The sequence below is a fragment of the Rhodoferax sp. ZS1R8 genome, assembly GCF_056521325.1.
This window is the reverse complement of sequence record NZ_JBWMBA010000003.1, coordinates 452,916-474,712: the sequence shown is the minus strand read 5'-3', so window position 1 is coordinate 474,712 and position 21,797 is coordinate 452,916. Positions and strand designations below refer to the sequence as shown.

General features: G+C 60.3%; 21 protein-coding genes and 1 tRNA gene. 18 read left to right on the top strand and 4 right to left on the bottom strand.

What is annotated here, in order from left to right:
* Positions 1-39 precede the first annotated feature (39 nt).
* Both AC097P_RS13135 and mutY read left to right on the top strand, forming a co-directional pair.
* On the top strand, positions 40-1,998 hold the full coding sequence (locus AC097P_RS13135) for a dynamin family protein (protein WP_479610862.1): 1,959 nt from the start codon (positions 40-42) through the stop codon (positions 1,996-1,998).
* Complete coding sequence (gene mutY, locus AC097P_RS13130; protein ID WP_479611072.1) at positions 1,995-3,059, top strand: A/G-specific adenine glycosylase; 1,065 nt, start codon at positions 1,995-1,997, stop codon at positions 3,057-3,059. Before AC097P_RS13135 ends, mutY begins: the two co-directional genes overlap by 4 nt.
* Positions 3,060-3,069: 10 nt before the next feature.
* Here the strand turns inward: mutY and rapZ are convergent, their stop codons facing one another.
* From rapZ to AC097P_RS13115, 3 genes are read right to left on the bottom strand one after another with little or no spacing between them, the layout of a single operon-like run.
* Positions 3,070-3,939: an RNase adapter RapZ gene (gene rapZ / locus AC097P_RS13125; protein ID WP_479611071.1), complete on the bottom strand. Its 870-nt coding sequence runs from the start codon at positions 3,937-3,939 to the stop codon at positions 3,070-3,072.
* A gap of 27 nt (positions 3,940-3,966) precedes the next feature.
* A complete protein-coding gene (gene recN / locus AC097P_RS13120; RefSeq protein ID WP_479610861.1) occupies positions 3,967-5,622 on the bottom strand; it encodes a DNA repair protein RecN in 1,656 nt (551 codons plus the stop codon).
* 48 nt (positions 5,623-5,670) lie between these two features.
* Positions 5,671-6,567: an NAD kinase gene (locus tag AC097P_RS13115; RefSeq protein WP_479610860.1), complete on the bottom strand. Its 897-nt coding sequence runs from the start codon at positions 6,565-6,567 to the stop codon at positions 5,671-5,673.
* 28 nt (positions 6,568-6,595) lie between these two features.
* Here AC097P_RS13115 and hrcA point away from each other — a divergent pair, with 28 nt between their 5' ends.
* Positions 6,596-7,600: a heat-inducible transcriptional repressor HrcA gene (gene hrcA / locus AC097P_RS13110; protein ID WP_479610859.1), complete on the top strand. Its 1,005-nt coding sequence runs from the start codon at positions 6,596-6,598 to the stop codon at positions 7,598-7,600.
* Between the two features lie 28 nt (positions 7,601-7,628).
* On the opposite strand, the gene AC097P_RS13105 is transcribed toward hrcA, so the two are convergent.
* Positions 7,629-8,603: a hypothetical protein gene (locus tag AC097P_RS13105; protein WP_479610858.1), complete on the bottom strand. Its 975-nt coding sequence runs from the start codon at positions 8,601-8,603 to the stop codon at positions 7,629-7,631.
* Between the two features lie 210 nt (positions 8,604-8,813).
* Between AC097P_RS13105 and AC097P_RS13100 the strand changes: the two genes are divergently transcribed.
* From AC097P_RS13100 to AC097P_RS13030, 15 genes are all read left to right on the top strand, one after another.
* Positions 8,814-8,890: transfer RNA gene (locus tag AC097P_RS13100), tRNA-Ile, on the top strand.
* Positions 8,891-9,106: 216 nt separating this feature from the next.
* A complete protein-coding gene (locus AC097P_RS13095) occupies positions 9,107-9,844 on the top strand; it encodes a beta-ketoacyl synthase chain length factor (RefSeq protein ID WP_479610857.1) in 738 nt (245 codons plus the stop codon).
* On the top strand, positions 9,837-10,619 hold the full coding sequence (locus AC097P_RS13090; RefSeq protein WP_479610856.1) for a lysophospholipid acyltransferase family protein: 783 nt from the start codon (positions 9,837-9,839) through the stop codon (positions 10,617-10,619). Before AC097P_RS13095 ends, AC097P_RS13090 begins: the two co-directional genes overlap by 8 nt.
* The gene (locus AC097P_RS13085) at positions 10,606-10,866 is read left to right on the top strand and encodes a phosphopantetheine-binding protein (RefSeq protein WP_479610855.1); all 261 of its coding nucleotides are present in this window, start codon (positions 10,606-10,608) and stop codon (positions 10,864-10,866) included. The genes AC097P_RS13090 and AC097P_RS13085 overlap by 14 nt, the downstream gene beginning before the upstream one ends.
* A gap of 58 nt (positions 10,867-10,924) precedes the next feature.
* Complete coding sequence (locus tag AC097P_RS13080; RefSeq protein WP_479610854.1) at positions 10,925-11,182, top strand: acyl carrier protein; 258 nt, start codon at positions 10,925-10,927, stop codon at positions 11,180-11,182.
* A gap of 9 nt (positions 11,183-11,191) precedes the next feature.
* Positions 11,192-11,737, top strand: a complete 546-nt coding sequence (locus tag AC097P_RS13075) for a COG4648 family protein (RefSeq protein WP_479610853.1) — start codon at positions 11,192-11,194, stop codon at positions 11,735-11,737.
* Positions 11,730-13,421, top strand: coding sequence for an ApeI family dehydratase (locus AC097P_RS13070; RefSeq protein ID WP_479610852.1), 1,692 nt, complete (start codon positions 11,730-11,732; stop codon positions 13,419-13,421). The genes AC097P_RS13075 and AC097P_RS13070 overlap by 8 nt, the downstream gene beginning before the upstream one ends.
* Positions 13,418-14,155, top strand: coding sequence for a glycosyltransferase family 2 protein (locus tag AC097P_RS13065; RefSeq protein ID WP_479610851.1), 738 nt, complete (start codon positions 13,418-13,420; stop codon positions 14,153-14,155). Before AC097P_RS13070 ends, AC097P_RS13065 begins: the two co-directional genes overlap by 4 nt.
* The gene (locus AC097P_RS13060) at positions 14,152-15,108 is read left to right on the top strand and encodes an LpxL/LpxP family acyltransferase (RefSeq protein ID WP_479610850.1); all 957 of its coding nucleotides are present in this window, start codon (positions 14,152-14,154) and stop codon (positions 15,106-15,108) included. The genes AC097P_RS13065 and AC097P_RS13060 overlap by 4 nt, the downstream gene beginning before the upstream one ends.
* Positions 15,095-16,642: an HAL/PAL/TAL family ammonia-lyase gene (locus tag AC097P_RS13055; RefSeq protein WP_479610849.1), complete on the top strand. Its 1,548-nt coding sequence runs from the start codon at positions 15,095-15,097 to the stop codon at positions 16,640-16,642. The genes AC097P_RS13060 and AC097P_RS13055 overlap by 14 nt, the downstream gene beginning before the upstream one ends.
* Positions 16,632-17,051 (top strand): acyl-CoA thioesterase, encoded by a 420-nt coding sequence (locus tag AC097P_RS13050; RefSeq protein WP_479610848.1) that lies wholly within the window; start codon positions 16,632-16,634, stop codon positions 17,049-17,051. Before AC097P_RS13055 ends, AC097P_RS13050 begins: the two co-directional genes overlap by 11 nt.
* Positions 17,048-17,653 carry an outer membrane lipoprotein carrier protein LolA gene (locus AC097P_RS13045; RefSeq protein WP_479610847.1) on the top strand — a complete coding sequence of 202 codons (606 nt, stop codon included), beginning with the start codon at positions 17,048-17,050 and terminating at the stop codon, positions 17,651-17,653. The genes AC097P_RS13050 and AC097P_RS13045 overlap by 4 nt, the downstream gene beginning before the upstream one ends.
* Positions 17,646-20,027 carry an MMPL family transporter gene (locus tag AC097P_RS13040; RefSeq protein WP_479610846.1) on the top strand — a complete coding sequence of 794 codons (2,382 nt, stop codon included), beginning with the start codon at positions 17,646-17,648 and terminating at the stop codon, positions 20,025-20,027. The genes AC097P_RS13045 and AC097P_RS13040 overlap by 8 nt, the downstream gene beginning before the upstream one ends.
* Positions 20,017-21,243 carry an NAD(P)/FAD-dependent oxidoreductase gene (locus AC097P_RS13035; RefSeq protein WP_479610845.1) on the top strand — a complete coding sequence of 409 codons (1,227 nt, stop codon included), beginning with the start codon at positions 20,017-20,019 and terminating at the stop codon, positions 21,241-21,243. The genes AC097P_RS13040 and AC097P_RS13035 overlap by 11 nt, the downstream gene beginning before the upstream one ends.
* Positions 21,231-21,794 (top strand): DUF3261 domain-containing protein, encoded by a 564-nt coding sequence (locus tag AC097P_RS13030; protein ID WP_479610844.1) that lies wholly within the window; start codon positions 21,231-21,233, stop codon positions 21,792-21,794. The genes AC097P_RS13035 and AC097P_RS13030 overlap by 13 nt, the downstream gene beginning before the upstream one ends.
* Positions 21,795-21,797: the final 3 nt, after the last annotated feature.

Below are 21,797 nucleotides of genomic sequence, written 5' to 3'. Positions count from 1 at the left end.
GGGCGCAGTGCTATATTGAATAGCTAGACGGGGAAACTTTTGACTACTTCATTTAACGACCAATTTGACCAACTCGGCACGTGGCGGCGCGAGTTCGCGCTGCGGCTGAAGCTGCTGGGCGAGTGGATGAAGGACAACGAGCTGCTGGACGCTGCGGTTGAGGAACGGCTGCGCCGCCTGGGCACCCAAGTGCGTTCTGACAAGGTGATGGTGGCCTTTGTTGCGGAGTTTTCGCGCGGCAAGTCCGAGATGATCAACGCGGTGTTTTTTGCCGGCTATGGCCGCCGCATCATGCCCGCCAGTGCCGGCCGCACGACGATGTGCCCGACCGAAATGGGCTACGACGCCGACGTGCCGCCCTGCCTGCGCCTGCTCCCGATCGAGACCCGTTTGCAGCCCCAGGCGCTGATGGAATGGCGCATGGCGCCCGAAAAGTGGACGCGGATCGACCTGGATGTCAACAATCCGCAACAGTTGGCTGGCGCTTTGGAAAAAGTTGCCGAGACCCGCAAGGTGACCCAAGACGAGGCCCGGGCGCTAGGTTTTTGGCACAACCAGGCGCCCGAAGATAACCCCATGGTCGACGCCCAGGGCATGGTCGAAGTGCCCAAGTGGCGCCACGCGCTGATCAATATTGCCCACCCTTTGTTGAAGCAGGGCCTGGTCATTCTGGACACGCCGGGTCTGAACGCGATCGGCGCAGAGCCCGAATTGACTGTCAGCCTGATCCCCCAGGCGCATGCGGTGGTGTTCATCCTGGGTGCCGATACGGGTGTCACCAAGTCCGACCTGGCCATCTGGCGCGAGCACCTGATTGCCGAGTCCGGCGACACCGATGCGCGCTTGGTGGTACTGAACAAGATCGACACGCTGTGGGACGACAAGCTGAGCACCCCTGCCCAGATCCAGTCCCAGATCGACCGACAAAAGATCAGTACCGCCGAAATTTTGGGCATACCCCGCGACCGTGTGATTGCCGTGTCTGCCCAAAAGGGTCTGGTAGCCAAGGTCACCGAGGACGAAGAACTGCTGCAACGCAGCTGCCTGCCCTTGCTGGAGGACGCACTGGGCCGCGGCATGATGGGCAAGCGCCAGCGCATCCTGGGCGAGGCTATGGCCGCCGGCATTACGGACCTGCGCGCAGAGACCGGCCGCGTCATCAACATCCGCAAGCGCGACATGACCGAGCAGATGATGGAGCTCAAGGGTTTGCAGGGCAAGAACGCGGCGGTTATCAAACACATGCGTTCGCGCATTTCACAGGAGCAGGCCGAATTCGACCTGGGCGGCGCGAAGATCCACGCCGTGCGTTCCGTGCACCTGAAGCTGTTGCGCGAGGTGTTTGGCATCCTGGGCTCCACCGCCTTGAAGAAGGAAATGACCAACCTGACCGGCACGCTGCTGCAAAAGGGTTTGAAGCTGGGTGTCAAGCGCGCGTATGGCGAAACTTTCGACCGCCTGCGTGCCAATCTGGAACGGGTGCAGAGCCTGTGCGCCGAGATCCAGTCCATGCTGGCAGCCACCTTCCGCCAGTTGAATGCAGAGCACGGTTTTTCGTTGCAGGCGCCGACCGAGCCGCAAATGGCGCAGTACCTGACCGATCTGAACATGGTGGAACGCAGCCATGTGCAGTATCTGGGCATTGGCAATGCCTTCAAGCTGGCGCAGCCCGAGTTTGCGGACCGCCTGGTGCGTGCGCTGTCGACCCGGCTGCGCGGCATCCATGAAGCCGCGTTGGGCGATGTGGAGCTGTGGAGCAAGTCGGCCGCGGCCCAGCTGGACGCCCAGTTGCGTGAACGCCGCCGCAACTTCAGCCGCCGTATTGAGGCCATAGACCGTATCCAGCAGGCCGCCGGTGGCTTGGAAGACCGCATTCAGGATGTGGACCAGCAAGAGGTGGCGCTGAGCCAGATTGAACTCAAGTTGATCGAGTTGACCGACTACCTTATCGCCGCCAATCGACCCGCCGATACCGAAGTCGATATCGCGTTCGCCTGAGCGTGCAGGCGGTGGCACCAGGCGCCTTCGCCGGGCGGGTAGTTGCGTGGCAGGCCACACACGGGCGCAATGATTTGCCGTGGCAAAACACGCGAGACCCGTACCGCGTCTGGCTCTCGGAAATCATGCTGCAGCAGACGCAGGTGGTCACGGTCCGTGACTACTTTGTCCGCTTTCTCGCCCGCTTTCCTGATGTGGCTTCTCTGGCAGCAGCCAGCTTGGATGATGTGCTGGGCCTGTGGAGTGGCCTGGGCTACTACAGCCGAGCCCGCAACCTGCACTGCTGCGCGCAGCAGGTTATGGCGCTGCATGGCGGAACCTTTCCCACCAAGGCCGAAGTATTGGAAATCCTGCCCGGCATAGGTCGCTCCACTGCGGCCGCCGTTGCCTCACTGTGCTTCGGCGAGCGGGTTGCGATACTGGATGCGAACGTCAAGCGTGTCGTGACCCGTGTGCTGGGTTTCGATGCCGACCTGGCCCAAGGTGCTAGTGTGCGCGCCCTGTGGGATGCGGCTACGCAACTGCTGCCAGTGGGTGAGGACGCGGCATCGGCCATGCCGCGCTACACCCAGGGCATGATGGATTTGGGTGCCACCATCTGCCTGCCCAGAAAGCCTGCCTGCCTGCTATGCCCCGTGCGCCAGGACTGTGTGGCGGCGGCTTCGGGTGATCCCGAGCGCTACCCCGTGCGCACGCGTACCCTCAAACGTAGCACCCAGGCCATCCGGTTGCTGTGGGTACAAAGCGCTGACGGTGCCGTGTGGTTGGACAAGCGCCCGACTCCTGGCGTTTGGGCCGGACTGCACTGCCTGCCGTTGTTCGACAGCGAAGAAGCGCTGCTCAACCAAGTGCCCACTCGGCTACGAGGCGGCCTGCAGGCTCTGCCAGTCTTCACCCATGTGTTGACGCATAAAGACTTGTACTTACACACCTGGCATTTGCGTGTGCCGGCCCCGTCGATGGGTTGGGGTCCCGGTCAGTGGATCGGTGCAGATGCATGGCCCCTTGTGGGACTGCCCGCACCGATACGCAAAATTTTGCAGCAGGGCACAGCGCGCTGATCAGCGACGCCTAGAGCGCGTCGAGTTCGCGGTGGCGCGTCAGCGTGACCCATTGCGGCGTGAAGCGCTGGCGCAACTGCTCTACCAGGTAGACCGAGCGGTGTTGCCCGCCCGTGCAGCCAATCGCCACTGTCACGTAGCTGCGGTGGTCGCGCGCCAGGGCGTCCAACCAGGTTTCCAGAAACTGGGCAATGTGCTGCAGCATAAGGCCCACCTCGGTTTGTGCCTGCAGGAATTCAGCCACCGGCTGGTCTTTGCCTGTCAGGTGCCGCAGTGCCGGATCGTAATGCGGATTGGGCAGCATGCGCACATCAAACACGTAGTCGGCATCGGTGGGCACGCCACGTTTGAACGCAAAGGACTCGAACACCAGTGTCAATTGCCCCCAGGGGGAAGAGATCATGGCCTTGATATACCCTTGCAATTGGGCCGCGCGGATGATGCTGGAGTCGATGATGTGCGCCTGCTCGCGCAGTGCGGCCAATAGCGTGCGCTCCAGTTCGATCGCGTCCACCAGGGCGCGGCGCGCGTCCTGCGCACGGTTGCCGGGGTCGGGCTGCGACAGCGGGTGCTTGCGCCGCGTCTCAGAGTAGCGGCGCACCAGGGTCTCGGTATCCGCATCCAGAAACAGCGATTTCACCTGCACGCCCAGCTTGCGCAGCGTGTTCAGATGGTGGGGTACCAGAGGCAGTGATGTTGCGCTGCGCACATCCATCGCGATGGCGATGCGGCGTGCATGGTGTTGCTGCTCCAGCTCCACAAAGGGTAACAACAGTTCGGGTGGAAGGTTGTCCACACAGTAGTAGCCCGCATCTTCCAGCGCATGCAGGGCTACCGACTTGCCGGAGCCCGACATGCCAGTGATCAACACCAGTTCCATAGGTTGCGCGCCGTCTTGCATGGAATGTCAGGCCCCCGACTGCAGCATTTCCTTGGCGTGCGCCAGCGTCGTGCTGGACAGCTTCTCGCCACCCAGCATGCGTGCAATTTCTGCAACGCGCTGCTCGCCCAGTACGGCACCCACGGTGCTCAAGGTCACCTTGCCACTCATCTGCTTGGCCACGACAAGGTGGTGGTCCGCGCAGGCGGCGACTTGGGGCAGGTGGGTAACAGCCAGCACCTGCCGGTCTACGCCCAGCTGGCGCATCAGGCGGCCTACGGTCTCTGCCACGGCACCGCCGACACCGGAATCGACTTCGTCAAAAATCAGCGTCTGCGCCGTGCCCAGGCGGCTGGTCGTGACCGCAATGGCCAGGGCCATGCGCGACAACTCGCCACCGGAAGCCACTTTGCCCACAGGCCGCGGTGTGCTGCCCGCATGGCCGGCAGCCAGAAAACTGGCATCTTCCAGGCCGCTTTGCATGGGTTGCGCGCTGGACTCCAGCGCCACCTCAAACCGCCCACCTTGCATGCCCAAGCCCTGCATGGCCTGCGTGATGGATTGGGCTAGCAGCGGCGCCGCTTTGGCCCGAGCCTTGGACAGCAGCTTGGCCTCGGCCAGGTAGGCTGAATGGGCCTTTTGCTCGGCACTTTGCAAACCATCCAGGTCGGATGCCGCATCCAGTTGTGCCAGCTCTGCGCGCCATGCTGCCAGTAGCGTCGGCAGCTCTTCCGGCGCCCGCTTGTAGCGCCGGGCCAGCGATACCCACAGCGACAGGCGCTCATCCAGCTCGGCCAGACCCTGTGGGTCCAGGTCGGTATGGCGTAAATAGCCACGCAGGGTGCGCACGGTGTCTTCTACCTGGGCCAGACTGGACGCGAGCACGTCCATCGGATCGGTGAACTGTTTTTCCAGATGGGCCTGGCTTTGCAACTGCTGCAATGCTCCGTTCAGCAGGCTTAAAGCGTTGCTGTCGTCGTCCTCCAGCAGCTGCAAGGCGGCCTGCGCCGCGTCCATCAGGGCTTGGCCGTTGGCCAGACGGCTGTGGTTGCTCTGCAGTTCGTCCCATTCGGCGGGCTGCGGGTTGAGTTTTTCGACCTCGCCAATTTGCCACGCCAGGCGTTCGCGCTCGCGTTGCAAGGAGTCTTGCGCAGCCATGGCCTGCGCCAGCGCGGCTTGGGCCTGGCGCCAGTCGTGCCACAGAGCGGACAGCGCGTGGGTAGATACCTTGGCATAGGCATCCAGCAGACCACGCACGGCGTCCGGACGGGTCAGGCTTTGCCAGGCGTGCTGGCCATGGATGTCCAGCAACTGTTCGCCCACCGTGCGCAACTGCTGTGCCGTGGCCGGACTGCCGTTGATCCAGGCGCGGCTTTTGCCCGCCGTGTCCACGGTACGGCGCAGCAGTAGCGTGTCGCCATCGTAGCTATCAAAACCGGCCTCTTGCAGCGTGTCGCGCACGCCGGCCGGGGTATCGAATTCGGCGCTGACATCGGTGCGGCTGGCGCCCTCACGGATGACGCCGGTGTCGGCGCGCGCACCGGTCACCAGTTGCAGTGCGTCAATCAGGATCGACTTGCCAGCGCCGGTCTCGCCAGTCAACACCGTGAAACCACCGTCCAGATCCAACTCCAGTTCGCTGACGATGACGAAATCGCGCAAAACTATGCGTCTCAAAGCCATTGTTTTAATCCCAGTTCACTTGATTGAAGCGGTGCTGCGCTGCGTTCATCAGGCAACTCCCTCATTCCAATGTAGTTTTTGCCGCAAGGTGGCGAAGTAGGTCCAGCCCTCAGGGTGCAGAAAGCGGACCTGGTACTGCGACCGTGTCACCACAATACGGTCGCCGTGCATCAGTGTGGCCAGCGACTGCATGTCAAAGTTGGCGCTGGCATCGCGCCCGGCCACCAGCTCGATCACCACTTCGGACACATTGGGCAGCACGATGGGCCGGTTCGACAAGGTGTGTGGCGCAATCGGTACCAGCACCCAGCCAGGTATGGACGGGTGAATCAGCGGCCCGCCGGCCGACAGCGCGTAGGCAGTGCAACCCGTGGGCGTTGCAATGATCAGCCCGTCGGCGCGCTGGTTGGCGACGAAATTGCCGTCCACCTCTACCCGCAGCTCGACCATGCCGGCCGTAGCCCCACGATTGACGACAACATCGTTCATGGCCAGCGCCGAAAACACGCACTGCCCGCCGCGCATGACCCGGGCCTGCATCAGGCTGCGGTGGTCTTCCACGTACTGGCCCGACAGCATGGGTTGCAGCGTGGCCTCAAAATTGTCCAGCGGAATGTCGGTAATAAAGCCCAGGCGCCCCTGATTGATGCCTATCAGCGGCACGCCGTATTGCGCCATCTTGCGGCCAATGCCCAGCATCGTGCCGTCACCTCCCACCACCACACAGACATCGCAAGAGTTGCCAATGGCCGCGACGTCCATCGTCGCGTAATTGTTGAGCCCCATATTGGCAGCGGTGTCGGCCTCGACCACCACCTCGCAGCCCTGCGCCATCAAAAAGTCTGCAATACGCTCCAGCGTCAGCCGCGAAGACGGCCCCGTAGCGCCAGACGACACAGCGTGGAACTTGCCAATCAGGGCAACCTGGCGGAATTGGGACTTCATTGGCAAATTACATCATTAAAATGAGCCAATGCTCGATGATCGTTCCAAGTTGTTGTTGAAGGCGCTCGTGGAGCGTTACATAGCCGATGGGCAACCCGTCGGCAGCCGCACCTTGTCGCGGGCCTCTGGTTTGGAATTGTCGCCCGCGACCATTCGCAATGTGATGTCGGACCTGGAAGAACTGGGCCTGATCGTCAGCCCTCATACGTCGGCTGGGCGCATACCTACAGCGCGCGGTTACCGCATGTTTGTCGACACCATGCTCACCGTGCAGCCAAGTCAGTACGGTTCGCACATCCTGGCACCCGACCAGCCGCAAAAGGTGATCTCCAACGCGGCCAATCTGCTGTCCAACTTATCCCAGTTTGTGGGTGTGGTTATTGCGCCCAAACGTACATCGGTCTTTCGGCACATCGAGTTTTTGCGCCTGTCCGAGCGGCGGCTGCTGGTCATCATCGTGTCGCCCGACGGTGACGTACAAAACCGCGTCATCTTCACCGAGCAGGACTATTCGCAAGCCCAACTGGTGGAGGCGGCGAACTTCTTGAATAGTCATTACGTCGGTCTGGACATGGAGCATGTACGCGAACGCCTGCAAAGTGAGGTGGAATCGTTGCGTACCGAGATCGCCACGTTGATGCAGGCAGCCGTCACTGTCAGTTCCGAAGCCATCACCGAAACGCAGGACGAAGTCATCATCTCTGGTGAACGCAACCTGCTGTCGGTGTCCGACTTCTCCAGCGATATGGGCAACCTGCGCCGCGCTTTTGAGCTGTTCGAGCAAAAGGCGCAGCTGATGCGCCTGATGGATGTGGCCGGCCAAGCCGAAGGCGTGCGTATATTCATCGGCGGTGAAAGCCAGGTCGTGCCGTTCGAAGACCTGTCCATCGTCACCAGTCCCTACGAGGTGGACGGCAAGATCGTCGGCACGTTGGGCGTCATAGGCCCCACGCGCATGGCCTACGACCGCATGATCCAGATCGTGGACATTACGTCCAAACTCGTCAGCAACGCCTTAAGCCACCACAAATAGACGGATATGCAATCCGTTCAGCGCCACGCTAGCGGTTGCCGGGTTGCCCCGCCTGCCTGGTGTGTGCCACCAATCCCCCCAACAGACGGTAGAGCACGAAGAGCAAAATCAACGGTATTACGATCGTCTGCATCAGAAACACAACAATCAGACTGATCAGGCGTTCGGCAATTCTCTCTGCCATAGCCTGTATCCCCTCGAACCTGGCTTGCACCTTGTCTGCGGAGGCGTCCATGGCGTCAGATATCTGGTCCTTTGCGGCCACCACCGCGTTTTTTGCGCTGCTCAAAGCTTCCAATGCGCCAGAGAAGATCCCCGCTTTTTCCGATTGCGTTCCGGGAATGCTCGTCGGCGGGACCGCTGAACCGGGTGCCGTCGGCTTCTTCGTGTCGCCATTGAGCTTTTTCAACTCTGCGCTGGTTTGGTTTAAGGCCTGCAGACCGGTCTGGTAATCTGATGCCAAAAATCGCTCAAAGATTAACGCACTGCCTATCAGCGTGACTGGCATCACCAGACGGAGAAACACCACGACGACCAGCAGGCGGGAGAGCAGTTCGGGCGCCTTATTCGTCCAATACAGGCTTGCCCAAACCAGTGCTAGCCCTGTCACGGCGGCCGACACCAGCCAAGCTGAGCCTATGGTCAACAGCAGCTTTTGAATACCGAAAGCCACGCTGGCTACCAGCATGATCGACGAGAACTGCTCAACGAGGTCGTTGATGGGGTCGAGTACCTGTCCCAAAGCCAATGTGATACCGAAGCCCAGTGGATGAACCACGATTTCAGTCCCCTGGATCACAGAAATGACGGCGTTGAGCGCCCGCGCGGAGGCAAAACTCACCAGAGACCGCTTAAGCCCGGAGTCCACCTGCGCATTGGCCATATCGCTGATGTCTTGCGACCAGCTCAGCACAACGAAAAGCAGGACCAGTGCAATCGCTGCAAGCTTGGAAATATATTTCCCCTGGCAATACGTCTCGCGGTATTCGCTGAACTTCGGCATTGCAACTCCTGATGGATGCCGACGATTGTGCATGACATGCGAGCGATGCAGCAACGCGCGAAAGCTGCCGACCGGAGGTTTGATAGGTAAAATAGGGATGTAGCCCTCGCGGGATGCGCGTAAGCAGCTATCAAATGAATAGCATTTAGTGGCAGTCTCACGCCGCCCCTAAATCCGCGATGTGAGGCCATTACAATCACCGCCTGTGTTGGGGCGTTAGCTCAGTTGGTTAGAGCAGAGGACTCATAATCCTTTGGTCGTAGGTTCAAGTCCTACACGCCCTACCATTTCAAAATCAAGTGGACCCACATTGCAGCCGTGTCGCACTGGCATAGCCACCGCCCACGGCGCGGGCTACCGCTCGGGCTGGGGCGGGCCGCTTGTTAGAATAGGGCCCACTTTTGGGGAGTGCTACGGCGCCCGGCGGGACGGTTTTTTGGACCAGTTCCTGACTTGGTCGCAATCCCTTCGCGCTGACTATATTTTTCAAATTTGCGCGAACTATGACAGTTAGGTTTTCTGTAGAACGCTGGGCTGCTTGGGCGCCTGGTCTGACTGACCATGTTGCATGGCAAGCGTGGCTGCGCCAACCCGGTCCTCTTTCCTATTTAAAAGATCCCCCGTTGACCGAGATGCCGGCCATGATTCGGCGCCGGGTAGATCGGTTGGGGCGCGTAGCCCTGCAGGCTGCATATTGGGGGCAAGGCGATAGCGAGCCCTGTCCCATCGTTTTTGCATCCCGCCGTGGCGATATCGGCCGATGTCTGCAATTGTTGCGCCAATTGGCGGTAGGAGAGGCCCCGTCGCCGGCCGCTTTTAGCACGTCGGTGCACAACGCCATCGGCGCACTCTATTCCATTGCCAACGTCTACACCGGTCCCTACACGGCCGTTGCGGCGGGTGAAGAGACGGTGGAGGCGGCATTCACCGAAGCGCTGGGCCAGCTGGCTGATGGAGAACCTGCCGTGCTGGTCGTGTATTACGACGAGCCGCTACCGGCGCCGTACGATGTTTTCGAGGACGGGGTTGAATTCCCGCGCGCCATGGCATACCGCGTCTGCTTGTCGGACTCCAAAAAAGGCTTTAGCCTTCAGTCGGGCCCCGCCCAGGGAGAGCTGGCAAACACAGCCGCAAGCATGACGACGGATCTCCAGATCCTCGACTTTTTGACCTCTGCCGCATCCGACCGCTACGTACATACTGTCGGCGCACGCCGTTGGGAGTGGGCAAGCCATGCTTGAGACGCTGGACCGCAGTTGGCGGGTGATCGCCACGGCCATTGCCTTTACGACGTTTGGACTGGGCGGTGTGGTTTTGCGTGTGGCCTTTTTCCCCTTGTTGCAGGTGTTTGTGCGAGAACCCGCGCGCCGCGTGAAGTATGCGCGGCTCACTATCCACCTCGCCTTTCGCGCATTCATCGGATTGATGCGTTTTCTGGGCATTCTGCGCTACCGCATCGATGGCCTGGAGAAGTTGGGCGGTCGTGGGCAGTTGGTGCTGGCCAACCACCCTACGCTGATTGATGTGGTTTTCCTTATTTCCCTGCTGCCAAATGCTGACTGCGTCGTCAAATCAAGCCTGGCCCGCAACCCCTTTACACGCGGCCCTGTGCGCGCGACCAACTACATCTGCAACGATGGTGGTGCCGATCTGGTGCAGGAGTGCATCAACTCCGTCAAGACCGGCAACAGCCTGGTCATGTTCCCCGAGGGCACCCGGACACCGGTTCATGGTCCCATGCACTTGCAGCGTGGGGCAGCCAATATCGCCGTTCGGGGTGCGTGTGACATCACACCAGTCACCATCAGTTGCGTACCCTTGAGCCTTACCAAGGGCCTTCCCTGGTGGCGAGTGCCACGGCGTCGCATGCAATTCACGATCAGGGTGCACGACGCAATACCCGTTGCACCATTCGTACAGCAGGCTGGGGGTGAATTGGCTATCGCTGCCCGCCGCCTGACAGAACATCTTCAACACTATTTTTCTACGGAGACCTCGACCCATGCAGGCACTTGAACAGGAAATCACCGCATTGCTCATTGAGGCCCTTAGCCTGGAAGATGTGCGAGCTGAAGACATTGACCCCGAGGCGGCGCTCTTCGTCGATGGGCTGGGGCTGGACTCCATAGACGCACTGGAGCTGGGGCTGGCCTTGCAAAAGCGCTACGGCGTAACGATGTCAGGGGACTCTCAGGAAACGCGTCGCCATTTTTCCAGTGTCCGTTCACTTGCCGCTTTCGTCCAGGCATCCAGAAAAAAATAAGACATCAGCGAAACCCCTTCAGCCGCGAGAGTTCCGCCACACCATTTGTTACCGCACCATGACCCAGCAAGAACTATTCAACCATTTGGCCGCCATCCTGCACGAAACGTTTGATATTGACACGGCCCTGATCAAACCAGAGTCGCGCCTGAACGAGGATCTCGATATCGACAGCATCGACGCGGTGGACCTCATCGTCAAGCTCAAACCCCTGGTTGGCAAACGCCTGCAACCGGACGCCTTCAAGTCGGTGCGTACGCTGCAGGATGTTGTCGATGCACTACACGGCTTGATGAACGACGCTTCACCAAGCTGAGTACACCAGATGCGGACCTTCGGGCTCACGCTGTTGACACTGGCCTATCCGCTGCTGGTGTACTTTGGCCTGAATTCTCACATCGAGCCACGGTGGCTGGCCTTGCTGCTGGTTGGTATGGCGCTGATGCGTGCAGCGTTTTCGCGTGAGCGGCTGTGGTTGGTGGCGGCGTTTGGCGCCCTGGTGCTGGCAGTTGCAAGTTTCTGGGGCAACCAAGTGCTGCCGCTCAAGTTGTACCCCTTGCTGGTCAACGTAGTGCTGCTGTGTGTTTTTTCCATCAGTCTTGTCTATCCACCAACGGTGATTGAACGTCTGGCGCGCATGCAAGAGCCTGATTTGCCCCCGGCCGGTGTCACCTACACCCGACGCGTGACCCAGGTGTGGTGCGGTTTTTTTGTCGTCAACGGGACCATTTCGCTGCTGACAGTTTTCTGGGCCACGGACGCCGGATGGGCGTTGTACAACGGCATGGTCAGCTACTTGCTCATGGGTGTGTTGTTCGCGGGGGAATGGCTACTGCGCAAGCGCATAAAGGCCGGGGCGGGGCATGGCTGAGTTCTTGTACCTTGCGGAGCTACTGCACACCGGACGCGCGGGCGACCATTGCGTTGCGACCCGCGGTCAAGACCGCTTGAACTTTTCAATGTTTGAGCGGGACGTGGCTGCCTGGCACGGGGCCTTCTCTGCCAGTGCAGGTACCCGATTTGGTCTGTACTTCCTGGACAGCTACACCTTTGCAACAGCGTTATTCGGCGCATGGCAGGCCAAAAAAACCGCTTATTTGCTGGCAGACATTGCAGCCGCCAATCTGGGCAGCCTGGCCACCCAGGTCGATGGTTTTGCAGGTGACATACCGGGGGTGGCCAGCATCAGCCCGTTGCCTGTCAATGCCGTGCCCGCGTGGCAAGCGCTGGACCCACAGGCCCGCGCGCTAGTCGTCTACACATCAGGGTCCAGCGCCGCACCCGTGGCCATCCCCAAACGGCTGTCCCAGTTGTTTGACGAGGTTGCTGCGTTGGCCCAATGTTTTGAAGGCCGCCTGGGCGACACCGAAGTTTACGCAACGGTATCCCACCAGCACATATACGGTTTGCTGTTTGGCGTGCTGCTGCCCCTGGCGAGCGGACGTCCATTTGCGGCACGACGCCTGGCGTTCGTCGAAGACATGGTGGGCGCGTTCGAGAAAGACGGCGCCTATGCCTTGGTCGCAAGCCCGGCGCACTTGAAACGATTGCCGGAGCAACTGGCCTGGGCCGCAGTGCGCAACAATTTGCGCGCGGTGTTTTCGTCCGGAGGCCCCTTGCCGGATGACGCATTGCCCGTCTGTCTGGAAGTGCTGGGGCAGACACCGATCGAGGTGTATGGCAGTTCGGAGACTGGCGGGGTCGCTTGGCGCCAACGCCAGCCCGGTGGTTCCCTGAGCTGGCAAGCGCTACCGGGCGTGGCCATCCAGGTGCAAGCTGATGCCCTGCATGTGCGATCTGCCCATACGGATTCCGAGGGCTGGCAGGCGATGGCGGACAAGGTACGTTGCGCCGACGGCGGTTTCGAACTGTTGGGACGTTCAGACCGCATCGTCAAGATTGAGGAAAAGCGGGTTTCCCTGCAAGCGGTAGAGCAGGCACTGGTCGCAACCGGGTTGTTGGTGGAGGTGCGGGCCCTGGTGGAAGCTGGGCGGCGCGCACAGTTGATCGTGGCCGGTGTGCCCAGCGATGCTGGATGGGGGCTGCTGGATGGCGAAGGCAAGGCCGCGCTCAATGCGCGTTTGCGCTCGGCTCTTCAGGCCGTCGTTGAGCCCAGTGCACTTCCGCGGCGGTGGCGTTATGTGTCGAACCTGCCGATGAATCCACAGGGCAAGACAACGGAGTCGGCCTTGCTGGCACTGTTTGATCCTCGCCGCCCGGCAATGCGGGTGCTGACACGTTCTGCACACGCAGTGTCCCTACAGATCCAGGTTGCGCCCGAGTCGCCCTATTTTGACGGCCATTTCCCGGGCGCTCCGATTCTTCCGGGCGTTGCGCAGCTGGATTGGGTGGCGCTGTTCGCTCGGGAGTTTTTTGAGTTGCCCCCAACTTTTCAGCGGCTGGAATTGGTCAAGTTTCAGCAAATCATCAGGCCAGGCATGGGGATAGACATGGCGTTGGCCGTTGATCTGGAGCGGGGGCGGTTGAGCTTTGCGTTGACATCGGTCGAGGGCTCGCATGCGAGTGGGCGCTTCATTTTTGGAACTGCCGAATGAGTATTTGCGCAGTGATCCCTGTCTACAACCACGGTGAAGCGATTGGTGCCGTCGTGAGTGCCTTTTTGGGCCATGCTTTGCCATGCGTACTGGTGGATGATGGCAGCGATGCCATTTGCGCCCGCGTGTTGTCCGACATTGCAGCGGCGAACCCCCAGGCCATCACCCTGGTCAGGCTGGCAGAGAACCAGGGCAAGGGCGGCGCGATGATGGCGGGTCTGCGCAAGGCTCTGCACCTGGGCTATAGCCACGCCTTGCAGATCGATGCGGACGGACAGCACGACGTAACCGACATCCCTGCGTTTCTGGCCGCTTCGGCAAGCCACCCTGAGCGCATTGTTTGCGGTTGCCCGACCTACGATGCCAGCGTACCCAAGGGTCGGCTGTACGGCCGCTATCTCACCCACGTCTGGGTGTGGATCAACACCCTCTCATTCGCGATTCGAGACTCCATGTGTGGCTTCCGGGTTTATCCGTTGGCACAGACGGTTACGCTGATCGACGACGTCAGCATTGGCCGGCGCATGGACTTCGACGTTGAAATTCTGGTCAGGCTGTACTGGCGTGGCATGGGCATCGTCAACTTGCCAACGCGTGTCAGCTATCCCACTGATGGCGTGTCGCACTTTCGGGTGTGGCTGGACAATGCGCTGATATCACGCATGCATGCAAAGCTGTTTTTCGGCATGCTGTGGCGTTCTCCCCTGTTGCTGTGGCGCAAGGTGCGTGGATGAGCAAGGTGCAAAACAACTCCCACTGGGCAGAGATAGGGGAGAGCACCTTTGTCTTTGGCATTTGGCTGCTGTTCTGGGTCCACCGGCTGGTAGGGCGTTGGCCTTTTCGCGTGTGCATCTATCCGGTAGTTGCGCTGCATTGGTGGACACGCCCGCTGGTGCGTCTGTCGTCGCGCCAGTATTTTGAACGTTTGCAAAGCCATACTGGGGCTCTGGGCAGGGCGCCGGACTGGCGCGACGGTATCCGGCATTTGGCGCTATTCGCAGAGACCATGCTGGACAAACTGGTGGCTGCGTCGGGTCGCTATCCTATACAAAACGTCAAGAGCACCGGGCGGGAGGCCATTTACGAGTTGGCGCAACAAGGGCAGGGCGGACTCATTGTGACGGCCCACATGGGTTGCCTGGAACTCTGCCGCGTCATGGAAGAACAGCATGGCTTGCTGCGCCTCAATGTGTTGGTGCACACACGGCATGCGCAGAAGTTCAACCGCATATTGAAGCGGCTGAACCCCAAACATGACGTCAAGCTGATCGAGGTAACCGAAGTCGGGCCAGCCACGGCCGTGCTGCTTGCAGAAAAGGTGGCCGCGGGGGAATTCATTGCTATCGCCGGGGACCGTGTTCCTGTATTTGCGAGCAAGACGGTACAGGCCGAATTTCTGGGGCACACCGCGCCGCTGCCCGTAGGTCCCTATGTGTTGGCCAGTTTGTTGCAGTGCCCGGTGTATGTGCTGGCCTGCGTGCATGAGGGCAATGGCTACCGGCTGCACTTCAAACCGCTTGCGGAGCGTGTTCTCTTGCCACGGCGTGCACGCGAAGCCGCCATGGTGGTCTATGCCCAACGTTATGTGGATGCGCTGACCGAAGTGCTGGTGCGCTCTCCCTACGACTGGTTTAACTTCTTTCCCTTTTGGGACCAAACAGCGTCCGAACCCCATGTCCACACATAGCCCTGAACCCGTAGTTTTCGATGGCAGCCGCCTCTGCATTGAAGATGTGCTTGCCTTGGCACTCCAACATCGCGTCGCATGCCTTTCGCCGCAAGCCGAGTTTCGCGCCCGAATTTCGCGCGGGGCAGACTTTTTAGACCGCCTGCTGGCCGAGGACGGCTTGATATACGGTGTAACGACGGGCTACGGTGACTCGTGCACCGTCAACATTCCCCCTGCCTTGGTAAATGAATTGCCACACCATCTCTATGCCTACCATGGCTGTGGCCTGGGGCGATTCCTCACCCCAGAAGAGACCCGTGCCGTGCTGGTAGCACGGCTGGCGTCTTTGGCGCGTGGCATGTCGGGTGTCAGTGTCGCTTTGCTGGAACAAATAGAAGCGCTGCTGCGCCATGATGTCCTCCCTTTGATTCCGGCCGAAGGTTCGGTGGGTGCCAGTGGTGATCTGACACCCTTGTCGTATTTGGCGGCCGCGCTGTGTGGTGAGCGCGATGTGCTGTTCAAGGGCCTTGTACGTCCGGCCGCCGAAGTGTTGGCCGAATTGGACATTGCGCCGCTGCGCCTTCGGCCCAAGGAGGGGCTGGCCATCATGAACGGAACAGCCGTGATGACGGCGCTGGCCTGCCTCGCATGGGCCCGAGCCAGTTATGTGAGCAAACTCGCTACCCGGCTCACCGCCATGAACGTGCTGGCAAGCGCCGGCAATGCCAACCACTTCGACGAGGTACTCTTTTCGGTCAAACCCCATGTTGGCCAGCAATTGGCCGCCGAGCGCATACGCAAAGATTTGGCATGCGACCAACCCAGCCGCAACGAGCAGCGCTTGCAAGACCGCTATTCACTGCGGTGCGCACCCCACGTGGTTGGTGTGCTGGAAGATGCGTTGCCATTCTTCCGCACGCAAATCGAGAACGAGCTCAACAGCGCCAACGACAATCCCATCGTCGATGCGGACAACGAGCGTGTGCTGCATGGCGGTCATTTTTATGGTGGCCATATTGCTTTCGCCATGGATGGGCTGAAGAACGCGGTGGCCAATGTGGCCGACCTGCTGGATCGTCAATTGGCCTTGCTGGTGGATACACGTTTCAATCACGGCTTGCCGAGCAATCTGTCGGCGGCCACCGGGGAGCGGGCCGCCATCAACCATGGGCTCAAAGCCTTGCAGATCAGCGTATCGGCGTGGACCGCCGAAGCCTTGAAACTGACAATGCCGGCATCGGTCTTCAGCCGCTCGACCGAGTGTCATAACCAAGACAAAGTCAGCATGGGAACCATTGCAGCCCGGGATTGTCTGCGCGTGCTGGAGTTGACCGAACAGGTGGTTGCAGCGATGCTGATTGCGGCCCGTCAAGCCGTGGCCCTGCGCCAGCGCGACCATGCGAGTGTTGAATTGCCAAAGGCCTTGGCCGCCATGCAGGCCGACCTGTCCGAGCGTATCGTTTTGGTAACGGAAGACCGGGCACTGGACCACGATTTGCGTGCCCTGCTGAGCGCAATCCGCAGTGAAGCATGGAGTCTGTATGCAACCTGACCTCAGTAACGAGATCGAGCTCTCTCCCGCCTTCCACGATCTCGATCCCATGAACATTGTGTGGCATGGAAACTATGTGAAGTACCTGGAGCTGGCCCGCTGCGCCTTACTGGCCAAGTTTGGTTACGACTACCCCCAGATGCGCGACTCCGGCTACGCGTGGCCCATCGTGGATATGCGTCTGAAGTATGTCAAGACGATGGAGTTCGGACAGCGCATCCGCATTCGTGCCGAGATCGTTGAGTGGGAAAACCGGCTCAAGATCGAATACCTTATCCGGGACGCGCTGACCGGGCACAAGGTGAACAAGTCCTACACCATTCAGGTGGCAGTGGATATGCAGAGCAGGGAAATGCTGTATGTATGTCCGGACGTGTTGTGGCAGAAATTGGGGGTGGAACGCCTATGAGACGCTTTGTATTTTTTGTTATTGGGTTGGTGTTGGTGTGCACCGCGCACGCTGCCGACCTAGCCGCTGACGTGCGGCAACGTTTGGCCCAACCACAGGTTCTGCGTGGCGAGTTTGAGCAGGCCAAGCAGGTGCGTGGCTTCAAAAAGCAACTGCTGTCCAAGGGTGACTTTCTGGTCGCACGTGAACGCGGTGTGATCTGGCGCACGCGCGAACCGTTTGCCGGGGTTCTGAAGCTTACGCCGAACGAAATCGTTGCCACGCAAGGTGGTGACGTCGCGTTCCGACTGTCGGCCAGCACCGAGCCCACGGTGCGTGTCATCAATGGTCTGATGTTTTCTCTGCTCAATGGGGATGTTGCGGCGCTGGGTGAGCAATTCGTTGTCAGCGGTAGCGTGGACGGTAAAACCTGGTCTCTGGTATTGGTCCCCAAGCAGACGGCATTTGCCAAGATTCTGACGCGGGTGGAGTTGGGTGGGGATCAGTACGTGCGACGGATCGTCATGGATGAGGCCAACGGTGACAAGACCACGATAGCGTTCCACGCCCAAAGCTCCGATCCCGCCAAGCTGAGTCTTGAAGAGGCCAAGCGGTTTGACTGAGGAGCGCAGAGCTTTCGCGCAACCACAGCGCTGGCTGGCAGGGGCGTGGCTGGTCTTGGTTGTCGCCTTTGTCGGACACAACCTGTGGTTGTGGACGGGCGGCCATTTGCAGCTGGATACCGATGTTCTCGCCATGTTGCCCCAGGATGAACGTGACGCTACGGTGGGAAGCGTCACCCGCCAGCTCACCGACGCCGCGTCCCGGCGCATCGTGGTCCTGATCGGAGGCTCGGAATGGGCTACGGCACGGCAAGCAGCAGATATTTATGAAGCCACGCTTTTGGCAGCGGGTGCGCCGGTAACCACACGCTACCGCGTAGATGAGGTGATGGCCACGCACACCATCGAATTTTTCCAACCCTGGCGCGGGCAACTGCTGACGGAACAGCAACGCCAACTGCTGGCCAGCCAAGACCCTGCGCGGTTGGCAGGCAGTGCAGTCGAGGCCTTGTACCGACCGATGGGCATGTCAAGAATCGGCGAATGGCGGGACGACCCTTTGAACCTGTTTGGCGGCTGGCTGAGCAGCCGTGCGGGTGACAGCCTGGTGCGGGTGACTGACGGGCGTTTGTCCGTGTCCGATGGCCAAAACCACTACGCGTTGCTAATGCTGGAGCAAAAGGGCTCCGCCTTTTCGATGGAAGCGCAGCAGGCCCTGGTGCCGTTACTGGCAAAGGCGAAGGCCGCAGCAACCACTGCAGCCCCCACTGCACAGGTGTTGGCCATTGGCGTGCCCTTGTATGCCGCTGCCGCCGCGTCGCAGGGGCAGCACGAAATGCACACGATCGGTGCCGGCTCTTTGGTCGGCATTGTGCTGTTGACGCTGTTCGCCTTCAGCGCCATTCGACCTCGGATCTTGGTCACGCTGTCTATCGCGGTTGGCATCCTGGCGGCGATTTCGGTGTGTGCGCTACTGTTCCCGCGGGTTCATCTGATCACGCTGGTATTCGGAGCGAGTCTGGTCGGGGTTGCGGAAAACTACGGAACCAACTATTTCAGCAATCGCCTGGGCCGTGACCCGTCAGAGCGATGGGCCATGCTCCGTGAGCAGGCTCCGGTCATGTGGTTGGCCATGTTGACCACGGCCATCGGATACGGACTGCTGGCATTGACACCGTTCCCAGGCTTGCGCCAGATCGCCGTATTCTCCGCGGTGGGGTTGCTTGCCGCATTTGTGACCGTGCTGTGGTGGTTTCCCTATCTGGACCGTGGAACGATGGATGTCACCCGGCTCGCACAGTGGATCGGCAGCCGCAGAGCCTTATGGCCGTCATTGGGGCGTAATCGGTTTACGCTGGTTTTTATGGCCGGCACGCTTGTGCTGCTGGCTGCGGGCATGGCGCGTATCCAGGTCAACGATGACATTCGTCTGCTGCAAAACGCGCCACCTGATTTGGTCGAGCAGCAAATACGTGTCGGCAAATTGTTGGAGCTGCCTAACCCTGGGCAGTTCTATCTGGTGCAAGGCAAGACGCCTGATGATGTGCTGATGCGTGAGGAAGCCCTCAAGGCTAGACTGGACGGTTTGCGGTCAGTCGGTGGTCTGTCCGGATACCAGGCTATTTCTGACTGGGTGCCATCTGCCAGCCAACAGGGGGCAGATGCTGCATTGGTCCGGCATGTCGTTGAGGGGGCGTCCGGTGTGAGAGCACTGGCGCTTGCCCGGATGGATGAGCCCGCGCCGTCAACCGTAGCGTCGGGCGACATCGTGCCGTTGCGTCTGGAATCATGGTTGAGCGCGCCCGTGTCAGAGCCTTTTCGTACCCAATGGCTTGGCCGGTTCGCCGACGGCTATGCCAGCGTCGTCCTGCTGCGGGGAGCGGATTCGACGGACAAGCTGGCGCGTGCGCAGAGTCTGGCTTCTACGGTGGACGGTGTGCGCTGGGTAGATACGGTGAGCGATGTGTCCAGCATCATGGCGCGCTACCGCTACCGCATGGGCGGTGTTATTGCCGTCAGTTACCTGCTGGTGTTTCTCGCATTGAGTTGGCGTTTCGGGCGTCGCGCATGGCGGGCGTTGATGCCTACTGCACTGGCCAGTGGCCTGACCCTGGCGTTGTTGGCCCTGCTGGGGCAGCCTTTGCAATTGTTCAATGTGCTGGCGCTATTGCTGGTGTTGGGCATGGGGGTGGACTATGGCATCTTCTTGCTGGAGCAGCCGGGGCGCGACGCTGTCCGGCCGTTTCTGTCAGTAACTCTGGCGGCCGCCAGTACACTGCTGGCGTTCGGGCTTCTGGCGCTGTCCGCAACGCCAGCTCTACGCGCATTCGGTTTGACCATGCTGTTCGGCATCGCGTTGAGCTGGCTGATGACCCCCGTGTTCCTGCCTTCGACAATACAAGTTAATCCTGAAAGTGAAGCCTGTGCGCACTGAAGAAATCGATGTTCTCATTATTGGTGCCGGGCCTGCAGGGTCCGTCGCGGCGGGCTTGTTGTTGCAGCAGGGGCTTAGGGTTCTCGTCGTCGAAAGAGAACAATTCCCCCGTTTTTCCATTGGCGAAAGCCTGTTGCCACAGAGCATGGAATACATAGAAGCAGCCGGTTTTCTGCGCGACGTCGTGGAGGCTGGGTTTCAATACAAGAACGGCGCGGCTTTTGTGCGGGGTGACAAGCACACTGCGTTTGACTTCAGGGAAAAATTCTCCGAGGGCTGGGGTACGACCTACCAAGTGCAACGTGCGGATTTTGACCATGTGTTGATAAAGGCCGCGCAGAAGGCCGGTGCCGAAGTGCGGTACCAACACCAGGTTGTGGCGGTCGATGTGTCCGGTGACCGACCTATGGCACAGGTGGTGTCGGCGGAAAAGGGAACCTACCGAATCAGCGCCCGGTTTCTACTGGATGCCAGCGGGTTTGGGCGCGTCCTGCCGCGTCTGCTTGATTTGGAAACCCCGTCGGCATTCCCGGTGCGCGGCGCCTATTTCACCCACATCGAAGACCACATTCCGGTCGGCACCTTCGACCGCAACAAAATATTGATCAGCGTGCATCCTGAGCACGTTGGCGTCTGGTATTGGACCATTCCTTTCTCCAATGGCCGGTGTTCCGTTGGGGTAGTGGCTGCAAGCGAGTTCCTTGAGCAATTTGAGGGCACCGAAACGCAGCGCCTGCAAGCCATAGTCGCGCAAACGCCGACACTTGCGACGCTGTTGGGCGGTGCGGTATGGGATACGCCAGCCCGCAAATTGCTTGGTTACGCCACCAATGTGAAGTCCCTGCATGGCAAAGGTTACGTGCTGCTGGGCAATGCGGGTGAGTTTCTGGACCCCGTTTTTTCCAGCGGCGTGACCATCGCAGTGAAGTCTGCCGGCTTGGCCGCGCAAGCTATCGCCCGCACGGTTCGTGGCGAAGTGGTGGACTGGCAGACCGACTATGCCGACCCCCTGCGAGCGGGCGTGGATGCCTTCCGTTCGTTTGTGGAGAGCTGGTATGCCGGCGGCTTTCAGGACGTGATCTTTCATGTCCACCAGTCACCAGAAGTGAGGAAAATGATCACATCCATCCTGGCTGGATATGCATGGGATACGCGCAATCCTTATGTTGCTCAGCCTGGCCGACTGAAGACGCTGGAGCAACTATGCGCCGCTTGATGGCACTGCTTGCACTGCTGGTTTTAGGAGGCTGTGCAGCGACGGTCACTCCGCAGGTCCAGTTGCCGCAGCCTCGGTTGGCACCTTCTGCGATGGGGGCAAGCGTCAGCCTGGAGCAGCGCCTGACGGTTGAGCGTACTCCGGCGGGCCAGCCTGTTGCGACGCGCAGCCTAGATACTTTGCTGGAGATTGATGCCACGGGGCTGCGAATGGCTGCGTTTGCGTTGGGACAGCGCGTGCTGACTCTGAACTGGGATGGCGCCAACCTGGTCAGCGAGCGCCACCCGTTGCTGCCTGCCGAGGTCGATGCGGCCTACGTACTACGCGACATACAGTGGATGTACGCCCCGCTGCAAGCCCTGCAATCGGCTCTGGGGCCCGGTTGGCAGCTACAGGAGGTCGGCAACGAGCGCATATTGAGCCACGGTGACGTGCCGGTGTTGCTGATCCATTACGAATCTGCGTCGCATTGGACGGGGCGCAGCCGGGTGGAAAATCGCCTCGAAGGCTACAGTCTGACGCTTGAATCCGCCGCACCAAAGGGGAACTGACCG